At 64.4% G+C, this 19,997-nt stretch carries 23 protein-coding genes; 7 read left to right on the top strand and 16 right to left on the bottom strand.

All coding sequences use genetic code 11. The features are described 5' to 3' along the window. Positions 1-7: 7 nt before the first annotated feature. The 12 genes from flgH to FJ957_RS00990 all read right to left on the bottom strand — a co-directional run bounded on the left by flgH (position 8) and on the right by FJ957_RS00990 (position 9,147). Positions 8-712, bottom strand: a complete 705-nt coding sequence (gene flgH / locus FJ957_RS00935; protein ID WP_140651607.1) for a flagellar basal body L-ring protein FlgH — start codon at positions 710-712, stop codon at positions 8-10. After that, positions 709-1,254, bottom strand: a complete 546-nt coding sequence (locus FJ957_RS00940) for a MotE family protein (protein WP_246685744.1) — start codon at positions 1,252-1,254, stop codon at positions 709-711. The genes flgH and FJ957_RS00940 overlap by 4 nt, the downstream gene beginning before the upstream one ends. A gap of 68 nt (positions 1,255-1,322) precedes the next feature. Next, on the bottom strand, positions 1,323-2,411 hold the full coding sequence (locus FJ957_RS00945) for a flagellar basal body P-ring protein FlgI (protein WP_226892228.1): 1,089 nt from the start codon (positions 2,409-2,411) through the stop codon (positions 1,323-1,325). A 149-nt stretch (positions 2,412-2,560) separates the two neighbouring features. Further along, positions 2,561-3,082 carry a flagellar basal body P-ring formation chaperone FlgA gene (gene flgA / locus FJ957_RS00950; RefSeq protein ID WP_181180460.1) on the bottom strand — a complete coding sequence of 174 codons (522 nt, stop codon included), beginning with the start codon at positions 3,080-3,082 and terminating at the stop codon, positions 2,561-2,563. A gap of 6 nt (positions 3,083-3,088) precedes the next feature. Then, positions 3,089-3,877 (bottom strand): flagellar basal-body rod protein FlgG, encoded by a 789-nt coding sequence (flgG, locus tag FJ957_RS00955; protein WP_140827503.1) that lies wholly within the window; start codon positions 3,875-3,877, stop codon positions 3,089-3,091. Positions 3,878-3,886: 9 nt separating this feature from the next. Beyond that, entirely contained in the window at positions 3,887-4,216 is a 330-nt protein-coding gene (locus FJ957_RS00960) for a flagellar hook-basal body complex protein FliE (RefSeq protein WP_140827505.1), read from the bottom strand. Further along, complete coding sequence (flgC, locus tag FJ957_RS00965; protein ID WP_140827507.1) at positions 4,216-4,632, bottom strand: flagellar basal body rod protein FlgC; 417 nt, start codon at positions 4,630-4,632, stop codon at positions 4,216-4,218. The genes FJ957_RS00960 and flgC overlap by 1 nt, the downstream gene beginning before the upstream one ends. A gap of 2 nt (positions 4,633-4,634) precedes the next feature. Next, positions 4,635-5,015 (bottom strand): flagellar basal body rod protein FlgB, encoded by a 381-nt coding sequence (gene flgB, locus FJ957_RS00970; RefSeq protein WP_140827508.1) that lies wholly within the window; start codon positions 5,013-5,015, stop codon positions 4,635-4,637. Between the two features lie 85 nt (positions 5,016-5,100). After that, positions 5,101-5,889, bottom strand: coding sequence for a hypothetical protein (locus FJ957_RS00975; RefSeq protein WP_140827510.1), 789 nt, complete (start codon positions 5,887-5,889; stop codon positions 5,101-5,103). Beyond that, a complete protein-coding gene (gene fliI, locus FJ957_RS00980) occupies positions 5,870-7,291 on the bottom strand; it encodes a flagellar protein export ATPase FliI (protein WP_140827512.1) in 1,422 nt (473 codons plus the stop codon). The genes FJ957_RS00975 and fliI overlap by 20 nt, the downstream gene beginning before the upstream one ends. 4 nt (positions 7,292-7,295) lie before the next feature. Further along, the gene (flgF, locus tag FJ957_RS00985) at positions 7,296-8,018 is read right to left on the bottom strand and encodes a flagellar basal-body rod protein FlgF (protein ID WP_140827514.1); all 723 of its coding nucleotides are present in this window, start codon (positions 8,016-8,018) and stop codon (positions 7,296-7,298) included. A 7-nt stretch (positions 8,019-8,025) separates the two neighbouring features. Continuing rightward, on the bottom strand, positions 8,026-9,147 hold the full coding sequence (locus tag FJ957_RS00990; RefSeq protein WP_140827515.1) for a DUF1217 domain-containing protein: 1,122 nt from the start codon (positions 9,145-9,147) through the stop codon (positions 8,026-8,028). 146 nt (positions 9,148-9,293) lie between these two features. Here FJ957_RS00990 and motA point away from each other — a divergent pair, with 146 nt between their 5' ends. From motA to FJ957_RS01020, 6 genes are read left to right on the top strand one after another with little or no spacing between them, the layout of a single operon-like run. Next, entirely contained in the window at positions 9,294-10,169 is an 876-nt protein-coding gene (gene motA, locus FJ957_RS00995; protein WP_140642105.1) for a flagellar motor stator protein MotA, read from the top strand. 34 nt (positions 10,170-10,203) lie between these two features. Continuing rightward, complete coding sequence (locus tag FJ957_RS01000) at positions 10,204-11,142, top strand: FliM/FliN family flagellar motor switch protein (RefSeq protein ID WP_140827517.1); 939 nt, start codon at positions 10,204-10,206, stop codon at positions 11,140-11,142. Between the two features lie 30 nt (positions 11,143-11,172). Further along, complete coding sequence (gene fliN / locus FJ957_RS01005; protein ID WP_140827519.1) at positions 11,173-11,565, top strand: flagellar motor switch protein FliN; 393 nt, start codon at positions 11,173-11,175, stop codon at positions 11,563-11,565. Positions 11,566-11,608: 43 nt separating this feature from the next. Then, positions 11,609-12,631, top strand: coding sequence for a flagellar motor switch protein FliG (locus FJ957_RS01010; protein WP_140827520.1), 1,023 nt, complete (start codon positions 11,609-11,611; stop codon positions 12,629-12,631). 24 nt (positions 12,632-12,655) lie between these two features. Then, complete coding sequence (flhB, locus tag FJ957_RS01015; RefSeq protein WP_140827522.1) at positions 12,656-13,738, top strand: flagellar biosynthesis protein FlhB; 1,083 nt, start codon at positions 12,656-12,658, stop codon at positions 13,736-13,738. Between the two features lie 17 nt (positions 13,739-13,755). After that, positions 13,756-14,193 (top strand): hypothetical protein, encoded by a 438-nt coding sequence (locus FJ957_RS01020; RefSeq protein ID WP_140827524.1) that lies wholly within the window; start codon positions 13,756-13,758, stop codon positions 14,191-14,193. A gap of 61 nt (positions 14,194-14,254) precedes the next feature. Here the strand turns inward: FJ957_RS01020 and FJ957_RS01025 are convergent, their stop codons facing one another. From FJ957_RS01025 to FJ957_RS01045, 4 genes are all read right to left on the bottom strand, one after another. Then, complete coding sequence (locus FJ957_RS01025; protein ID WP_140827525.1) at positions 14,255-15,025, bottom strand: helix-turn-helix transcriptional regulator; 771 nt, start codon at positions 15,023-15,025, stop codon at positions 14,255-14,257. Further along, the gene (locus tag FJ957_RS01030) at positions 15,022-15,732 is read right to left on the bottom strand and encodes a helix-turn-helix transcriptional regulator (RefSeq protein WP_140827527.1); all 711 of its coding nucleotides are present in this window, start codon (positions 15,730-15,732) and stop codon (positions 15,022-15,024) included. The genes FJ957_RS01025 and FJ957_RS01030 overlap by 4 nt, the downstream gene beginning before the upstream one ends. 539 nt (positions 15,733-16,271) lie before the next feature. Then, complete coding sequence (locus tag FJ957_RS01040) at positions 16,272-17,303, bottom strand: histone deacetylase family protein (protein WP_140827529.1); 1,032 nt, start codon at positions 17,301-17,303, stop codon at positions 16,272-16,274. Positions 17,304-17,346: 43 nt separating this feature from the next. Then, positions 17,347-18,000: a TetR/AcrR family transcriptional regulator gene (locus FJ957_RS01045; RefSeq protein WP_140827531.1), complete on the bottom strand. Its 654-nt coding sequence runs from the start codon at positions 17,998-18,000 to the stop codon at positions 17,347-17,349. A 249-nt stretch (positions 18,001-18,249) separates the two neighbouring features. On the opposite strand from FJ957_RS01045, the gene FJ957_RS01050 reads away from it, so the two are divergent. Then, the gene (locus tag FJ957_RS01050; protein ID WP_140827533.1) at positions 18,250-19,917 is read left to right on the top strand and encodes an amidohydrolase; all 1,668 of its coding nucleotides are present in this window, start codon (positions 18,250-18,252) and stop codon (positions 19,915-19,917) included. Positions 19,918-19,997: the final 80 nt, after the last annotated feature.

Below are 19,997 nucleotides of genomic sequence, written 5' to 3' on the forward strand. Positions count from 1 at the left end.
CCCGGCCCTAGAAAGGAAGAACCTGGTCGAGCACCTGCTGGCCATAGGCCGGCTGCTGGACCTCGCTCACACGGCCTCGGCCGCCATAGGAAATGCGCGCTTCGGCGATGCGCTCGTAGGGGATGGTGTTCTCCGCGCCGATGTCGGACGGACGAACCATGCCGGCGATGGTCAGCACCCGAAGTTCGTAGTTGACGCGGACCTCCTGCGAGCCCCTGATCATCAGATTGCCGTTGGGCAGCACCTCGGTAACGACGGCGGCGACGTTGAGGGCGATGTCCTCCGAGCGCTTGATCTCGCCGTCGGCATTGGTCTCGGTGCTGGAGCTCAGGCCGGCGTCGCCCTTGCCGCTGGTGCTTGCACTTTCCCAGCCGAGATTGACGTCGTAGCCGAGCTTGCGCGCGGCGGTGCGGCTGCGGTCGTTCTGGTTCTTGAAATTGGCCCTGTCGTTGAGCTTGATGTTGACGGTAAGGATGTCGCCGGCGCGCAGCGCGCGCGGATCGGTGAAGAGCCGGCTCTGGCGATCGTCCCACAGCGAGAATTTCTTCGGCCGCGAGGCAGGCGGCTCGGGATAGCTGTAGGGGCCGGAACCGCCCTCACCGATGCCGGAACCGACCGGTGACAGAGCGGGCTCCCGGCCGATCTCCTTGAAATTGGTGCCGCAGCCGGACAATGCCGCAACCGCGACGAAAACAAAGAATTTCAACTTCATGACGGATCAACCCTTCGCGCCGCGCTGGCCATGATGCCGGTGAGCGTCGCCGCCGCCTTCTGGTCCATTTCGTTCAAGATGACGCCGGCCTTGCGCGAATCGAGCTTCATCAGGATGGCTGCCGCGAGCTCGGCATTGACCATCGCCAGCCGTTCGGCGGCAGCGTCGGGCTTCATGCCGGCATAGATCTTGACGACGCCGTCCTCGGCGCGCGCCAGGAACACTTCGCGGCGCTTCAACCATTCTTCGTACTCGGCCCGCTTTGCCTCGAGCGCTTTCATGCGCTCATCGATGCCGGCCTGCAGCTGCTTCAATTCCTCGGCCTGAAGCGCGTAGCGGCGGTCGCGCGCGGCGTCCGCGATGTTGGAGCAGAAGCGCTGGACCTCGCTTTCGTCAGGCGCCTTGCCGGCCGCGAGCGCAGCCGGCCGAAGCGGCGCGCTTTCGTGTGTGAGCTCGGCCGGCTGAACCGGCGCCTGACCGCCCGGCAACACCTGCCGTACCTCGTCCGCATGGGCGGCGGTCCCGCCAAGCAGAGCAACCATTGCTCCGATGGCGCAGAAGCTCAGGTGACGGCGGCGTGTTGGGGAGGAAAGTGGGGTCATCGGCGTGCCTATTGGAGAACCAGGTCGGCCTGCAGGGCGCCGGCCGATTTGATGCCTTGCAGGATGGCGATGATGCCGTCGGGCTTCACGCCGAGGCGATTGAGGCCGGAAACGAGCGTTTCGAGGTCGGGACCGTCGAGCACGGCGACGCGCGCGTCGGGCCGGCTTGCCTCGATGGCGGTGAAAGGCTCGACCGCGGTCTCGCCTCTGGAGAAGGGTTCCGGCTGGACCACCTTCGGCGCTTCGGTGATGCGCACCGTAAGCGTGCCATGGCTGATCGCCACGCGCGAGATCCTGACATTGCTGCCGATGACGATGGTGCCGGTGCGTTCGTCGATGACGACGCGGGCAGGGGCGTCGGATTCGACGACCAGATTTTCGATCTCGGCATAAAAACGCGCGGCGGAGACATTCTTCGGCCGCCTGATCTGCACCGTGCGGGCGTCGCGTTCGGCGGCGACCCGCATGCCGAAGCGCTGCGAGGTGTAATCGTTGATGGCGTCGGCGATGCGGATGGCGGTGGAGAAATCGGGATTGCGCAATTGCAGCGTCAACACGCCCTGGTCGTCGAATTCGGCCGGCACCGAACGCTCGACGATGGCGCCGTTCGGCACGCGGCCGGCGGTCGGCACGCCTTGAGTCAACTGCTCGGCCTGGCCCTGGGCGGTGAAGCCGCCGACGATCACCGAGCCCTGTCCGACGGCATAGATCTCGCCATCGGCTGCCTTCAGCGGCGTCATCACCAGCGTGCCGCCGGCGAGCGAGGTGGCGTCGCCCATCGAGGAGACGTCGATGTCGATGCGGCTGCCCGACTGGACGAAGGGCGGCATGTTGGCGGTGACGATGACGGCGGCCACGTTCTTGGCGCGCGCGCTGCCGCCTTCGGTGGCGATGCCGAGATTTTCCAGCATGGCGCGGATCGACTGTTCGGTGAAGGGCGAGTTGCGCAGGCTGTCGCCGGTTCCGGCGAGGCCGATGACCAGGCCGTAGCCGACGAGCTGGTTGTCGCGCGCGCTCTGCAGCTGGGCGATGTCCTTGATGCGCGCCGCGACCTGGCCGGGCGGCAGCGTGCTTGGCCCGGTGGAGACCCGGAACATGCGCTGGGTGGTGGCCGGATCGTATTCCGGATCGTCGTAGACGCCGCCGTTTTTCTGCGCCAGCTCGCGCTTGGCCTTGGGCGTCAGACCGTCCGCCAATGCCGGCTGAAGGCCGATGGCCGCGCTCAGCAGGAGGACAAGCACCCGCATCACGAAGCGCCGACCTGGATGGTGCCGTCGGCCATCACCGTGCCCGAGATGATCTTGCCGCTGTCGACGTTGCGGATCTTGATCTGGTCGCCTGCGGCGCCTGGCTGCAGCGTGACGCCGGCGGCCGAAATGGTGAGCGCGCCGGCGGTGAAATAGACCTGCACGGAAGCGCCCTGCTCGACCAGCCAGGCGTCGCGGATGGCGCTGACCGGAATATACCGGCCGGGCAGAAGCGTGCGCTTGGCGACCTTGCCCTGGAGTTCCTCGGAGCGCGTCGCCATGCCGTCCGGCTTGTGCTTGCCGGGGATGAGCGTCACCTGCTTGAGCGAGGCGGGCTCGATGGTCTCGCCGGGATAGATGACCCGGTTGGGGATCAGCACGGCCTCGCCGACGGCCTGGCCGGCGGCGATCTGGTTCGCCGACTGGCCGGTCGCGTCCTGCGCGAAAGCCGGCATGCCGGCGGCCACCAGGGCGGTGGCCAGCGCGGCGCGACGGAGTGCGGAGGAGATCGGCCCGGCCATCATCCGTTACCTGATGTTCTTGGAGACCACCGAGGCCATGTCGTCGGCGGCCTGGATGACCTTGGAATTCATTTCGTAGGCGCGCTGGGCAGAGATCAGCTCGGTGATTTCCTTGACTGGATCGACGTTGGAAGACTCGAGATAGCCCTGCTGGATCGTGGCGAAGCCCGGATCGCCGGGAACGCCGACATTGGCCGGGCCGGAGGCAGCCGTTTCCTGGAAAAGGTTGTCGCCGAGCGGCGCCAGACCCGCCTCATTGGCGAAGTTGACGATCTGAAGCTGGCCAAGCAGCTGCAAATTGGTCTGGCCGTCGATGCGGGCAAAGACCTGGCCGGTCTTGTTGACGATCACCTCGATGGCGTCGGTCGGCACGGTGATGGCGGGGATGACGTTGGCGCCGTCGGCGGTCACGAGCTGCCCGGTGGCATTGGTGTTGAAGGCGCCGGCGCGGGTATAGAGCGTGCCGCCGTCGGCACCCTCGATCTGGAACCAGCCCCTGCCGGTCAATGCCAGGTCGAAGCTGTTGCCGGTGCTGGCCAATTCACCTTGCGTGTGGACGTTGCGCACCGCCGTCGTCTTGACGCCAAGACCGATCGAGACGCCTTCCGGCACCAGCGAGGTATTGGAGCGGTTGGGCACGCCCTGCGTGCGGTCGACCTGGTAGAGCAGGTCGGAGAATTCGGCCCGCGCCCGCTTGTAGCCGGTGGTGTTGATGTTGGCGATGTTGTTGGCGATGACTTCCAGGTTGGTCTGCTGGGCGTTCATGCCTGTGGCGGCGATGGCGAGGGCTTTCATGACGCGCTCCTAGATACTCATGCGGCTGATTTCGAGATAGGCCGAGACGACCTTGTCGCGGATCGCGATGGTGGTCTGCAGCGCCTGCTGGGCGCTCAGCACAGCATCGACGACCTGGCGCGTGTCGGCATCGCCCTTGAGCGCCTGTATCGACATCTGCTCTGCGCCCTGCAGCGTGTTGACGGTCTTCGTCGCCGCCTGGCCGAGGACTTCGGCGAAGGTGCTGCCGACGCTTTCGCCGGCCTGCGTTCCGACACCGCCCCGCAGCAGACCCGGTGAAGCCTGTTCCGCTCCATCGACCGCCGTTTTGAATTGTATTGCCCCGATACCGCCGATCATTACTGGTTCCTCATCAGGTCGATGGTCATGGAAATCAGATCGCGAGCCTGCTTGATGACCTGCAGGTTGGCTTCGTAGGAGCGGTTCGCCTCGCTCATGTCGGCCATTTCGACCAACGTGTTGACGTTGGGCATCTTGACGTACCCTTTGTTGTCGGCGGCTTCGTTGCCGGGCTGGAATTCGATCGGGAAGTCCGAAGGATCGCGGGAGATCGCGCTGACTTCCACCAGCGAGCCCCCGGTTGCGCGGTCGACCTCGGACTGGAAGGTGATCGTCTTGCGACGATAGGGCTCGGCGCCCGGCGTGCTGCCGGTCGATTGGGCGTTGGCTAGGTTTTCCGAGACCACACGCAGGCGCTCCGACTGGGCGCCGAGACCGGAAGCCGCGACTTTGAGGGCTGCAGTCAGCGCGTCCATGATCAGCTCTTCACCACCATCGTCATCATCGAATGGAAGGCCTTGACGATCGCCGTGTTGAGCTCGAAGGAGCGGCGGACCTCGCCGGCCTTCATCAGCTCCTGCTCGAGGACCACGGTGTTCTTCGACGGCATGATCGCGCCGTCAGCGTCTTCCGGCTTGACGTTGAAGCCGGCATGGGCCGTTTCGGCGCCAAGGTGGCCAGCCTGCGTGGCGGCAAGCGTCACCGCGGTGCGGTCGAGGACCTTTTCGAAGGGCTCGACGTCATTGGCCGTGTAGCCCGGCGTGTTGGCATTGGCGATATTCGAGGCAATCGCCGACTGGCGCACGGCCAGCCATTGCGATTGCCGCGTGGCAAGATCGAAAAGATTTACGGGTTCCATGGGAATCTCCCGGGCAAGTACGCACAAGACTAGGCGGCCAGTCTTGCGCGGACCTTGCGCGGGACGAGCTGTAAGGCCCGGGTTCTTACTTGGAGAGCTGGATCACCTTGTCGGTGCTGGTGACGATCACCCACTTGCCGCCGCGCTGCTCGATCGAGGCGACGCGGCTGGAATCGGGCAGGACAGAGCCGCGCTGGACGATCCACAGACCGGTATCGTCCTCGATCATGGCGCGGCCGTTGGCGACATGCACCATCTTGAATTCCGAGGCGGCGGCCGGGAAGGGCTGGTCGCCGGGCGGCGGCGCGAGGTCGTCCTGCACCGTTCCGGTGGCGAACAGGTCGATATCGGCATTGGGAACGTCCTTGGCCGTCAGCGGTCCGCTGCGTTCGGCCACGACGCCACCGCCGGCGCGTCCGGAATTGCCGCCGCTGCCGCCGAACTTGATCGCCTGAACGCCGAACTGCTCCTGGTTGAAGAAGATATACCAGGGGAACAGCGCGCAGATCAGGCCGAGCGTGATGCCGAGCGCGGCGATGACAAAATCGCTGCGGCGGTCAGCGCTCTTGTCGGTGAGGCGCGGGAACTGGGCTTTCGGCGGCTCGGGCCATTCGGCGCGGGGAAAAAGGCCGTCGAGCAACGAATCGCGGCTGGCTTGTGCAACGTCGGCGGTACTTGTGGCGGATGTCCGCGGCGGACGCGGCCTACCGGCTTTGGTCAGAAGCGCGGTTGCTTTCTCAGCCTTGGCGCGCGCGGCCTTGTCCTTGGCAGGTCTTGCCGCGTCGGCCTCGGCTCTTTCCGCCGCCTCGGCCTCTGCAAGCATGTCGCGCAGCATGCGCTCGGTGTATTGGAGATCAGTCTCCTTGATCGCCATTCAGCTTCCCCTTGAGATGGCGGGCGAGGTCGGCGAACGGATCGGCCGATGCGCGGTCCCTCGGCGACTGCGTGAGCGCCTCGTAAATCAGCGGCACCTGGCGCACCGCGTTGTCGAGCTCGGCATCGGCGCCGCTCTGGTAAGCGCCCAGCAGACGGATGTCGCGTGTATCCTCGAAGCGCGCGATCATCGATTTCAGCCTTGTCACCAGCATGCGCTGCTCGGCGCTCCAGGCCTTGTCGGCAAGGCGCGAGATCGACGACAGCGGATTGACCGGCGGATAACGACCCTGCTCGGCGAGCGCGCGGTCGAGCACGACATGGCCGTCGAGGATGCCGCGCACCGAGTCGGCGACCGGATCATTGTGGTCGTCGCCGTCGACCAGCACGGAAATGATGGCGGTGATCGAACCCCTACCTTTAACCCCGGGGCCTTCGGCCCCCGGCCCGGCGCGTTCGAGCAATTTCGGCAGGTCGGTGAAGACCGACGCCGGATAGCCGCGCGCGACTGGCGGCTCGCCCGTTCCGGTCGCCACCTCACGCAACGCATGCGCGAAACGCGTGATGGAGTCCAGCACCAGCAGCACGCGATGGCCCTGGTCGCGGAAATGCTCAGCCACGCACATGGCCGTGTCGGGCGCGCGCCGGCGCATCATGGCGCTTTCATCGCTGGTGGCGACGACGGCGACGGTCTTGGCCATGCTCTGGGCGCCGATCGTATCCTCGAGGAATTCGCGCACCTCGCGGCCGCGCTCGCCGATCAGCGCCACGACCACCGTATCGAAAGCCTCGGCGCCGGCCAGCATCGCAAGCAGCGTCGATTTGCCGACGCCAGAACCGGCGAAGATGCCAAGCCGCTGGCCGAAGCAGAGCGGCGTGAAGATGTCGATCACCCTGACGCCGGTGAGGAAGCCGGTGCCGACGCGCTGGCGCGCCAGGGCGCCGGGCGTCGCGCTATGCGCGGCATCGGCTGCATTCGGCCTGACCAGCGGCGGACCGCCGTCAATGACGCGGGTCAAGGCGTCGATCGCGCGCCCGCGCCAGGAGACATGCGGCGTGACCGCGAGTGGGCCGCGGCGAAAGACGGCATCGCCGATTCCGGCATCGGTGCTGCGTTCGAAAGGCGCGACCACCACCTCGTCGCTGCCGATCTTGACGATCTCGCCGCGGCGTGCGCCGGCCTTGCCCCGCTGCTCGACGATGTCGCCGAGCCTGGCAATCCCGGACAGGCCACGGACCTTGTAATGTGTCGGCGATATCTCGACGACGCGGCCGCCGCGCGAAAGCAGCACCTGCGGATCGTCGAACCGCTGCCAGACGCGTTCGAGCGCGGCCAGCCTGTCGGCACGTCCGGTATCCGCCGGGCTATCGGAAGCGCGCAACAAGGACGAGCCGTTCGTCATGCCGTCACTTCGAGCCAAGCGTCTTGATCGCGTCGTCGGTGGAGGAATCGGTCTGCCGCATCAGCGCCGCCGTGTTCTCGAAAGCGCGCTGCACCTGGATCAGCCGGGTCATTTCCAGCACCGGGTTGACGTTCGACTCTTCCAGAAATCCTTGAGCGACGCCGACGTCCGAGCGATCGGTGACGGGTTCGGGCGTGCGCGCCGGAACGATGCCCGAATTGCCGTAGCGGACGAAATTCTCGCCGGGGTCGAAATTGTAGAGACCGATGGCGCCGACCAACTGGTCGTTCTGCCTGAGCGAGCCGTCGGCGCCCGCCTTGGGCGGGCCGTTGCGCGGATCGAGCTGGATCGGAGCGCCGCCGCCGTCCAGCACCGGATAGCCTTCGGTCGACATCAGTTCGCCGTTCTCGTTCATGGAGAAGCGGCCGTCGCGCGTCATCACCGTGCCGGCGGGTGTCTCGATGGCGAACCAGGCGTCGCCCTGGATGGCGAAGTCGAACGGATTGCCGGTTTCGGTCAGCGCGCCATGCGCGCCGGAAAGGTAGGTCTTGCCGGAGGAGGCGAAGGAGACCGACTTCGGCCCGGTGCCCGAGACCACGTCCTCGAACTTCACGCCGGTGGCGCGAAATCCGATGGTCGAGGCGTTGGCGACGTTATCGGCGATGGTGTCGAGACGGCGCTCGAGCGCGATCTGCGAGGAAAGGGCGACGTAAAGACTGTCCTGCATGATCTTCTCAGAACTTCAACTGCTGCATGGCCATCATCAGATCGGTGGAGATGCCGACACTGGTCGGCTGCGCGAAGAGCACGCTGACAGACGTCACCGCCGTCGAGGTCGGGTGGTTGATCTCGTACATGCTGGTGAAGCGGGTCAGGAACTTGCTGAGCTTCTCGGGGTCGGAGAAGTCCGAGATGTCGAGCTTCTGCTCGAAGAGCTGCGCCTGCTTGTCGATGTCGGCGGTGGCAAAGGAATCGGGCAGGCCGAGCGCTGCGCGGACCACGCTGGCTAAAGCGGTGTCGGCGAGCACGTCGTACCAGCTGGTGATGTCGGGCGCCTTGCGCTGGAAATAAAGCGCCAGCCGCACGCCTTCGTTGGTCTGGCCGGCATTCTCTTCCAATGTCTGGCGCAGATACATGTCGACGGTCGGCTGCTGCGCCGCAACGCGAGTGGTGGTCGTGTCGCCGTACTGTGCGAAGTTGAAAGCGGCGGCGAGCCCGGCATAGGCCTTGTTGGTTTGCTGGTTGGCGACGCTGTCGGGATCCTTCACGCCGCCTTGCAGGACGGACTTGATGAGGTCCTTGTCCTCGGTGGCCGAATCCAGGCCGAATGCGGCCAGCGCGTAAGTGTAGAGCCGGTCGTTCGACATCAGATCGTCGATCGACTTCACCTTGGTGATGTTGGCGAGATAGTAGGTCGTCTCGCCTTTTACATAGTCCGAATCCGGATCAAGGCCGGCGATCTCGGCCTGTGTAGCGTAGTTCGCCGTAACCTGCTGCTGTGTCGGGTTGTAGATCGTCGCACTGGTGCCATCGGTGGCGAAGTTGAAGGCAGCGACGAACTGGGCGTAGCGCTTGTCGGTCAGCTTGTTGGCGAAGCTGTCGGCGTCGGAGATGCCTTCCTTCAGCGCCTTGACCATGAAGGCCTTGGCATAGTCCATGTCCTCCAGCCCGTAAGCCTTCATGGCATATTTGAACAGGCGATCATTGTTTACGAAATCGTCGATCGATGTAACCTTGCCGATATTGGCCAGATAATACTGCGTATCGCGATCGACCATCGGCTGTTTCTCAACCTGGACGATCGATTTGTTGATGTCTTTCGCGATCAACTGGTAGCTGGTGTAGGTACTGAGCAAGGACACGCCTCCGGCCGAAGCTATCCCTGCACAATAACGTCACTTCCTTGCGCGAAGCTGAATCGCGTTCGCGGCCTTCGATTCAAGCCTCACACAAGGCACGAGGACTATCCCTGATCACGACGTGACATGCGGAAGGACCTGTCGTGGGCATTCTGATCGGACTTGTGGTGACGCTCGGCTGCGTCCTCGGCGGCTTCATGGCCATGGGCGGGCATCTGCATGTGCTGATGCAGCCATGGGAAGCGGTGGTGATCTGCGGCGCTGCGCTCGGCACCTTCCTCGTCGCCAATCCGATGAAGACCGTCAAGGATACCGGCAAGGGTATTCTCGAAGCATTCAAGCAGGCGGTGCCGAAGGAGCGCGACTACCTCGAGACGCTGGGCGTCCTGCACAGCCTGATGCGCGAACTGCGCTCGAAGTCGCGCAGCGAAGTCGAGGCGCATATCGACAATCCGGAGGAGTCGGCCATCTTCCAGGCTTTTCCGACCGTGCTGAAGAACCACGACCTGACGAATTTCATCTGCGACTACTGCCGCATCATCATCATCGGCAATGCCCGCTCGCATGAGATCGAAGCGCTGATGGACGAAGAGATCCAGACGATCCGCACCGACAAGCTGAAAGCCTATCACGCGATGGTCGCGGTCGGCGACGGCCTGCCGGCGCTGGGGATCGTGGCGGCCGTGCTCGGCGTGGTGAAGGCGATGGGTGCGTTGGACCAGTCGCCCGAAATCCTCGGCGGCCTTATCGGCGCGGCACTCGTCGGGACCTTCCTCGGCATCTTCCTGTCCTACGCGGTGGTCGGTCCGGTCGCCACCAAGATCAAGACGGTGCGCGAAAAGAAGAATCGCCTCTACATCATCGTCAAGCAGACGCTGCTTGCGTATATGAACGGCGCCTTGCCGCAGGTGGCGATCGAATTCGGCCGCAAGACCATCTCTTCCTACGAGCGTCCGACGATCGATGCCGTCGAGCAGAGCACCATGAACGCCGGCTCCGCCGAGAAGAAGGCGGCCTGAGCATGCTGCATCCGAGACAGGGCCGCCTGCCGTCATGACAAGTCCGGGCAGTCCTTCGCAAACCCGGGAGTTGATCATCGAGCGGCTCGTCGGCGACAGCGGCGAGGCGGCGCAGGTGATCGGCGTCGGCCGCGGCATGGCCGAACGGGCGCTGCCGGTGCTGCAGAAGGCGCTTGCGGGCGAGCTCGGCGCGCCAGTGATCGTCGATCTGCAAGTGGTGGAGGTCGGCCGCGTTCCCGAGGCGCGTTCGCGCGCCGGCGATGCCTTTGCGCTGACCGTTGTTGCCTCGCCGGCCTCGGCCGACGCCATGACGCTGGTGATGGATGCGCAAGCGGTCGCCGTCATGGTGAGCGCGCTGTTCGGCGGCGATCCCGACCAGCCGGTGGCGCCGATCGAGCGCGACCTGTCGCAGATCGAGGCCGATGTCGCGACCAGCGTGTTCCAGGAGGTTGCGACGGCACTCAACGGATCCGGCAAACGTTCGCTCGACCTGCGCCTGCCGGTGCCGAAAGCAATGTCCGGCAACGATGCGAGGCGGCGGGTGCTGCGCGACGGCGCCGCCGTGCGCATCGTCTATGGCCTGTCGACGCCGTCCGACAGCGGCACGCTCACGGTGATGATCCCGCAGCGCTTGCTGCTTTCCTCGCGCAGCGGCGACGTCGCCACGGGCGAGGACGGCGAGACCACGGAATTCGACTGGCGAGCCCGCTTCTCCGAAGAGGTGATGCGCTCGACCGTCCGGCTCGAAGCGACGATGCCGCTCGCCCGGCTGACGCTCGGCGACCTCGCCGCGTTCGAACCCGGCCAGGTGATCGAATTCGAGGACAACGCGCAGCTCAACGCCAGGCTCAGCGCCCGCGACAAGACACTGTTTGTCTGCGAGTTCGGCAAGCTGGGGCAGAATTACACCGTCCGCATCAGTCATCCGCATGATGCCGGGCAGGATTTCATCGACGGACTGATGCCGGGCTGACGCCAGGCCCGGGATTCATGGAGACGAAGCATGGCAGCGACAAATGTGGAAGCCGAGGCCGAAACGGAAACCGGCCAACCTAGCGAGCAGCTTGATCGCGCTATCGAAGAACTGCGCGGCGTGCTCCGTGAAGAGGAGGGCCGTCCGGACGCTGCGCTTCGGTCTGGCGCCAATTCCTCGATCATCATGACCATTCCGGTAGACGTGCAGATCATCCTCGGCAGCACGGAGATGCCCGTGTCGGAGTTGATGGCGCTGCAGAAAGGTTCCACCGTCGCGCTCAATCGCCGCATCGGCGAGCCGGTCGACGTCGTGGTCAACGGCCGCAGAATAGCGCGCGGCGAGATCACGGTGCTGGAAAGCGATCCGACGCGTTTCGGCATCCGGCTCACCGAAATCATCGCCGCGACGAAGAGCGCCTGAGAATGGCCGGCGAGCGGACCAATCGGCAGCGAGGACAGCACGCATGACGACGGCATTGGCGCTCACACGTCCGCAAAAGGCGGCGGCCATATTGGTGGCCATGGGCAAGCCCGCGGCGAGCCGCCTGCTCAAATTCTTCAAACAGGACGAGTTGAAGGCGCTGATCGAAGGCGCGCGTCTCTTACGCACCATTCCACAGGCCGACCTGGAGCGCATCGTCGCTGAGTTCGAAGCCGAGTTCACCGAGGGCGCCGGCCTGCTCGATTCAGCCGACCGGATGGATACGATCCTGAACGAATCGCTGTCGCCCGAGGAGATGAGCGCCATCATGGGCGAAAAGAAGTTCGAGCCGGTTCCGGAAGGACCGCCGCCGATATGGCCGGACCTTGAGAAGCTCGATCCGGCGCGCCTTGGCGGCTTCCTTGCCGGAGAGCATCCGCAGACGTCGGCCATGGTGCTTTCGAAGCTCGCGTCGCAGACGGCCGCCAACGTGCTGCTCACCATGGAAAAACCGATGCGCAGCCAGATCATCAAGCGCATGGTGACAATGGCCAACGTCCCGGAAGCGGCGTCGCGGATCGTCGAGAACCAGCTGCGCGTGAGCGTGCTGTCGCAGAAGGCCAGCAGGGACACGTCCGCCGGCCAGGAACGCGTCGCCAGCATGCTCAACGAGATGGCGAAGCCGGAACTGGACGACCTCATGCAGGACCTGGAGGACGTCGGCACGCCCGATCTCGCCGGCGTCAGATCGCGGCTGTTCGCCTTCGACGATCTGCCGCTGCTTCCGCAGAAAGCCCGGGTTTTGCTGTTCGACGGGCTATCGACCGAGCTCGTCACGCTGGCGCTGCGCGGCGCGTCGCCGGAACTCGCCGAATCGGCGCTCTCGGCGATCGGCGCGCGCTCTCGCCGCATGATCGAATCCGAACTCGGACAGGGATCGGAAGGCATTGCGCTTGCCGACATCATGGCGGCGCGCAAGAGCATATCGGTCGCCGCCATCCGGCTGTCACGCGAAGGAGCCTTCGAGCTGCCCTCGACGCAGACCGCCGCCGCCGAAGCCGCTTGACGATAATCACCCGGTCAGAGCGCCATGGCTGAAGCGGTCGACAAGGATTCCAAAACAGAGGAAGCCACAGAAAAGAAGATCCGCGACACGATCGAACAGGGCAAGCTGCCCCATTCGCGTGAGACCGCGATCTTTGCGTCCTTCCTCGCCATACTGGTTTTCGCCGTCTTCTATGCCAAGGACGCGATCGTCGATCTCGGCATGTTCCTGTCGACGTTCCTGGAAAAGCCGGAAGCCTGGCCGATGGACACCGAGACCGACGTCATCTCGCTCTACAAGCAGGTCATGGTCGAGATCGGCGGCGCCGTCGTCAGCCTGCTGGTGCTGCTGACGGTTGCCGGCATCGGTGCCTCGGTGTTCCAGAACATGCCGCAAATCGTCGGCGAACGGATCAGGCCGCAGCTGTCGCGCATCTCGATCGCCAAGGGCTGGAGCCGGATGTTCGGCGTGCAGGGCTGGGTCGAATTCCTGAAGTCGCTGGCCAAGCTCGGCTTCGCTATCGCGGTGTTGAGCTTCACGCTCTCGCAAGATCATCGCAAGCTGCTCGCCGGCATGATCACCAATCCGGTCTCGTTCGGTCTGGTCATACGCGGCATCTTCGTCGACATATTGGTGGCGATCGTCTTCGTCATGGGGCTGATCGCGGTGGTCGACATCGTCTGGTCGCGTTTCCACTGGCGGAGCGACCTGCGCATGACCAAGCAGGAAGTCAAGGACGAGATGAAGCAGTCGGAAGGCGATCCGATCGTCAAGTCGCGGCTGCGCTCGCTGGCGCGCGACCGGGCGCGCAAGCGCATGATGACGGCCGTGCCGCGCGCGACGCTGGTGATCGCCAACCCGACGCACTATTCGATCGCGCTGAAATATGTGCGGGAGGAAGATTCCGCGCCGATCGTGCTGGCCAAGGGGCAGGACCTGGTGGCGCTCAAGATCCGCGAGATCGCCAGGGAGAACAACATCCCGATCTTCGAGGACGTGGCGCTCGCGCGCTCCATGTACAAGCAAGTTTCGGTTGATAGCGTGATCCCGTCGCAATTCTACCAGGCCGTCGCCGAGTTGGTGCGGATCGTCTACTCGAAGAAGGCCACGCGCAAAGCAACCCAATGAACGGACGCCGCTAATCCATGGACCGGCAACCACACGCCAACTCCCGCGAGCTGATCGTCGCCAGCGCCATCGAGCCCGTGGTGGGCGAATTGAGGCTCATCGACGTTGCCGACTATATCGCCTTCATCCGGCTCGAGCATTTCGCCTGCCTCTCGGACCTGGTGGATTCGGCCGCCGAGCTTTACTTCCGGCCGGGCAAGCTGCGGCTCGGCCATGGGGGCGAGGCGCATGTCGACTGGAGCGGCAGCCCGCGCATCGTGCTCGATCTCGAGCTGCGCCCGCGCGGCGTGACGGTTTATTTCCAGCTTACGCTGACCGAGCATGAGGCGTCCGTGGTGGTCAACTATGTGTCGTTCGAGAAGCCCGGCGAGACGCCCGAGCACAACACGGCCTTGCTCGAGGACGCGATCGAAGAGGCTCGCACCCGCAGGACCGAGCCGCTCGCATTCCCCTGACGATTTGATTGCAGCCGAGCCAATCTTGCTGCAGCGCGTTTACGGCGCCGCGGCTGTGTAGCTATTCGATCAGGCCGAGTCGCAACGCCTTGGCGACCGCCTGGTTGCGGTTGACCGCGTTGAGCTTCTGCGTCGACTGGGTGAGGTACTGGTTGGCGGTATGCACCGAGAGCTTGAGGAGCTTGGCGATGTCCTCGCTGGTGTTGCCGTTGGCGGTCAGCTTCAGGCATTCGAGCTCGCGCTTGGAGATCGAGCGCGTCCTGCCGGTGTCGCCGGGGCGGATGCGGGCGACCGCCGCGAAAAGCGCGAAGGAGCGGGCATGGATCTCGCACAGCGTTTCGTCGGACAGCGCGATCTCCGAGCCCAGGAAGACGACCAGCCCGCATTGACCGCGATCGGCATGCACCGGAAAGGCGATGCCGTTGGTGCCGGGCGCCAGCGGCGCTGTCGGCTCGGCCCAGGCGAGCGCCTGAAAGGCTTGCCGCGATCCGGCGGTGCCGTCGTCGGCCCACCAGCGCGGCGCCGTCGAGATGCGGCTGTGGCGCACCACATCCTCGCCATTGGCGCCGGAGATGAATTTGGTCGCGACAGCGGTGCCGGGATAGTCGGAATCGAAACACGCCACGAGACGCGCGCGCTCGGGCGACGGGCTGACGAAATAGAGGCCGAAGGCCGAGGCGTTGATATCGACGGCGATCCAGCGGCAGCGACGTACGGCATCCGGAATGGTGACCGCGTGATGGGTCTCCGAGCCGAGCGAGAAGGCGCCGAACGGATTGCATTGATCGTTGAAAAGGGCCGCGGCGGCCTCTTTGACCTGTGCGTGCTTCAAATGATGCCGCTCCTGATCGCGGTCGCGATGGCCATCGCGCGGTTGCTGGCCGCGAACTTCTGGATGGCGTGCGTGATGTAGCTGTTGACGGTGTTCGACGAGACACCGAGGATGACGGCCACCTCATCGGTGGTCTTGCCTTCCGAAACCCAGAACAGGCATTCGCGCTCGCGGTCCGACAGCGGATCCTGCATGGACGCCGCGGCGATCAGCTGCGGAATGCTGGAAAGCGCGTAGCAGCATTTGATCTGCGCCTTCATCAGGGCGGCTAGGTCGATCTTGCCCGCCTCGGCGGCCGAGAACAGCACGAACACGCGCTGCCGGCCGACATTGAGCCGCAACGAATAGATCTCGGCGTGGCCGAGCACGTCGAGCAGGCGGGCTTCCTCGCCGGTCAGCAATGCGCCGGCGTCGGGCGCGTGCGCCGCCACCAGCGGCTTCGGGCGTACGCCCGGCGCCACGGTCAAGGGGCCCAGTGCCAGGTTGGCAATCAGCCTTTTGCCGATCAGCTCTATACCGTCGAAGATCCAGTTCGAGGAGACGATGCGCGCATCGTTGCGGTCCTGGTCGTGCACGATGGCGACCAGCATGTAGCTGTCGGCGCCGATATCGGCGGCAAGCTGCATGAAGAAACTGGTGAGATCGCCGCGCGATGTCAGGCGCGAGGATGAAGCGTCGGGTTGGAGAAGCGCGGCGGGACTGCTCATTTTAATTCTTGGATTCTTGCCGGAATCGATCCTTGTGCCCGATGCTGGCAAAACCAGCGGCCGGACCCGAAACGCGTCACGTTTACGAAGACACACCCACGGGCGCGAACGGCGCCCAACCGCGCCGAATCCCTCTAGGGAACGCGAAACCGTCCGCGTCTGGTACCGGCCTGGCGCCGGAACTCGAGACTTTGGGTGGTCGCCGCGCCCCCCATGGACCGGCTGATTCGGGTCTAATCTACCCGCAGATGAATCCGACATCAAACGCGATTTGACAAAATCGAATCTGATGGACTCGCTTTGCGACTCAGCAGCCGGTCTTCGCGTTACTTGGCGGTGATTTCAAAGCCGAATTGAGCCGATGATTTCGCGGCGGGGTCGCAAAAATACGCCCCCGGCTGCATCCGAGGGCGTATCTCCTTGAAGGGGATTGGCTTAAAGCGCGTCGCGCTGAAGCGGATTCAGGCGACGCGCTTTAAGGCTTTGTTTTCATGCATGTCGTTATCGCAAAACCGCTGCACACTTTTGCGCGACACGCATTAGCGATCCTCGAAACCGGTCAGCACGCCGACGGCGTTGATGCCGATCTCCTCGACGGCGTAGCCGCCCTCCATGACGAACAGCGTGGGCAGGCCGAGCCTGGCGATGCGGCGGCCGATCTTGGGATAGTCCTCGCTCTTCAGCTTGAACTGGCTGATCGGATCCTTCTCGAAAGTGTCGACGCCGAGCGAGACGATGACAACATCGGGGGCGTAGGCCGCGAGCCTGGCGCAGGCGTCCTCCAGCGACGCGCTCCAGCCGTCCCAGTTGGTGCCGAAGGGCATCGGGTAATTGACGTTGAAACCTTCGCCTTCGCCTTCGCCGCGCTCGTCGGCATGACCGAGGAAGAAGGGATACTCGACCATCGGGTCGCCATGCAGGTTGAGGACCTGGATGTCGCCGCGGCGGTAGAAGATCTCCTGCGTGCCGTTGCCGTGATGGTAGTCGACATCGAGGATCGAGACGCGTTTGGCGCCCTGGTCGCGATACCACTGCGCGACGACGGCGGCGTTGTTGATGAAGCAGTAGCCGCCCATGAAGGCGGCGCCGGCGTGATGGCCGGGCGGGCGGCAAAGCGCGAAAGCGGTGCGCTCGCCGCCCTTGACCAAAGCGGCGGCGGTCAGCGCGACGTCATAGGAGGACTTGATCGCAGCCCAGGTGCCTTCGACGAAGGTGGCGCCGGCGTCGAAGGAATAATAGCCGAGCAAGGCATCGACGCGCTTCGGCGGCACGTCGCCGCGCAAGCCGCGCGTCGGCCAGGTGAAGCCCATGGCCGAGCCCTTGAAGCCGGCGGCAACCCATTCCGGCCACACCGTCGGCAGGAAATCGATGTAATGGGCTTCATGCACGCGTTTGGCGGCGGCAAGGTCGTGCTCGGTCGGTCCGACGATCGGCCCGAGCTTCTCGCTCTCCACCCGCGCTCTGATGAATTCGGCCCGCGACGGCTTCTCGAAACCCGGCACGATCGCCGATGTGACCAGTTCCATCTGGCCTGAATGGCCGGCATGAAGCGGCGAATAGACAGTTTTCATAGAAATTCCCCTGGAAGTGCGAAATCAGTTGGAGGCGCGAAAATCACTCGAGGTTGAGATGGGGAGTCACCAGAGCAAGCCACATGGCTTCCACATCGTCCTCGATGAGGTCGAATGTCCTGCGGTCCCTCTTCAGCCCGACAAGCCGGCAGACATGGCCGACTTCCATCATCAGCACGCCGAGCCGGCTGGCGATCTTGTCTTCGAGAGCCGGATTCACATGCTGCAGCCAGGCGGCGTAGAGGGCGATGATCTCCTTGTCGTATTCGTCCTGGATCGGTCTCAGGTCGGCATTGCCGGATATGGCCTCGATCACCGGCATCAGGGTGGCGTTGTCGAGATAGAGCCTGGACGTGTCGATGAAGAGCTTACGCACTTCGCGCCGAAATTCGTCGCGGTTGGTTGGCCGGGGGACGTCGATGCGCTTCTGGATGACCTCAGGAAAAGACGACAACCAGCGCCGGGCCAGGTCCAGAAGAATGGCTTCCTTGTTGGGAAAGTACTGATAAACCGAACCGACCGACAAGCCCGCGCGCTGCGCGATGGCGAGCGTCGTCGGCGTTCTGGTTCCTTGCTCGCGCGTCAGGATCAGCGCCGCGTCTAGAATCCTGTCGACCAGCTTGCTTGACCGTTGCTGCCGCGGCTGCTTGCGCGGTTCGAGCGCTATCCTGGTCTTGCGGTCGAGACTGCGCTTCACTGCTCGTTGCCCCCGTTCCCCGCCCGGCCTCACCATCGGCGAGCGGTGCAGTCCACTATACATTCCAAATTCCGGCTGTTGACAAACGCGAATAAACAGTCGCATTCTTTATCCACGCTGTCTTCCACGATAACAAGGGGAATTTCGAAGACGGCGCATCGGCATCGACTTTTGTTCATGGCGTCGCCCGGTGGAGCGGCGGCTCGTCGGACATGGCGTTGTCGGTCCCTCAGCAAATGTGGAGTCGCGATGTCGGTTGCGGATGGTGGTGCGGATCTGGTGGTCGTCAACGGCCGAGTGCTGACCATGGACGATGACAATTCCGCCGCCGAGGCTGTTGCCGTCAAGGACGGCGTCATCATTGCCATCGGCGACCGCGCTTCCATCGAAGCGCTCAAGGGACCGGCGACAAAGGTTGTCGACGCCCAGGGCGGCTCCGTCCTGCCGGGCTTCATCGAGGCGCATATGCATCTCTTCGGCGGCGCGGCCGAGCTCGACAATCTGCATCTGGCGGGCGTGCACGGCTTCGACGCGCTGCGCGACGCGATCCAGGATTTCGCGGCCAGGCGTCCGGACGTCAGGCTCCTGATCGGCGCCGGCGTCGACTACGCGATCCTGCCGGAGCCGGTGACGCGCCACGATCTCGACCGCATCATTCCCGACCGGCCCTTCGCCATGTCGGCTTCGGACCACCACACGATGTGGGCGAACACCAAGGCGCTGGAAGAGGCCGGGCTGCTGCATGGCAGGCAGGTCGGACAAGGCAATGAGATCGTCATGGGCGCCGACGGACTTGCCGCGGGCGAGCTGCGCGAAGGCGAGGCCTTCGGGCCGCTCCTCGACCATTACGGGGCAAACCGGACGCGGCTCGGCCTCGAGGGCGCCGAGCCGGATCCTTATCCTTCGGCGAAGGAACTGGCGGCCGATCGCGACCTGATGCATCGCGGCCTTGAATGGTGCGCCAAGCATGGCATCACCTCGATCCAGAACATGGACGGCAATCTCTACCAGCTCGAGCTGCTGGCCGGGCTGGAAAAAGAGGGGCGGCTGCTTTGCCGCACCAAGATCCCGTTCCACTTCAAGAATTTCATGAAGCTGGACATGCTGGAAAAAGCCTCGCGGATGGCCGCGAGCTACAATTCGGAATGGCTGTCGTCCGGCATGGTCAAGGTCTTCTATGACGGTGTGCTGGATTCCTGGACGGCGGTGATGGTCGACGACTATGCCGACCGCCCCGGATGGCGCGGCGAACCGCTGTTTTCGCCGGAGCATTTCGCCGAAGTGGCGGTCGAGGCCGACAGGCGCGGCCTGCAGATCGCTGTGCATTCGATCGGCGACGGCGCGGTGAGGGCGGTGCTCGACGGCTACCAGGCGGCGCTCAAGAAGAACGGCAGGCGCGACAGCCGGCATCGCATCGAGCATATCGAGGTAACCACGGCCTCCGACGTGCCGCGCTTCGCCGAACTCGGCGTTCTGGCGTCAATGCAGCCGGCGCATCCGCCGGGCGCGCTGAACTTCCCGATGGAGCCGACGATCTCGCGCATCGGCCGCGACAAGTGGGCGCTGAGCTATGCCTGGCGCACGCTGAAAAATGCCGGCGCGCGCGTCGTGTTCGCGTCCGACTGGCCGGTTTCGCCGGTCGATCCGATCCTGTCCATCCAGGCGGCAGTGATGCGCAAGCCTTGGGCAGAAGGCATGCCGGACCAGAGCTTCTCGTTGCAGGAAGCAATAGCGGGCTACACGGTCGAGGGCGCTTACGCCGAGTTCAAGGAGCACCGCAAGGGTCGCCTCAAAACCGGATATCTCGCCGATATCGTCGTTTTGTCGGCTGATATCGAGGCGACCGCGCCGGAAGCGCTGCACACCGTGCATCCGGTCACCACCATCTGCGGGGGGAAGATCACCTACCAAGCCTAACGATGGCGTAGGAATTGCTTAATTGAATAGGGACTCGGATCGAGTCACTGCTCCACAGTTGCCAAGCCGACCGGCTTGTG

Origin of the sequence: Mesorhizobium sp. B2-4-6 (genome assembly GCF_006442775.1) — a bacterium.
In the GTDB taxonomy this organism is placed as follows: domain Bacteria; phylum Pseudomonadota; class Alphaproteobacteria; order Rhizobiales; family Rhizobiaceae; genus Mesorhizobium.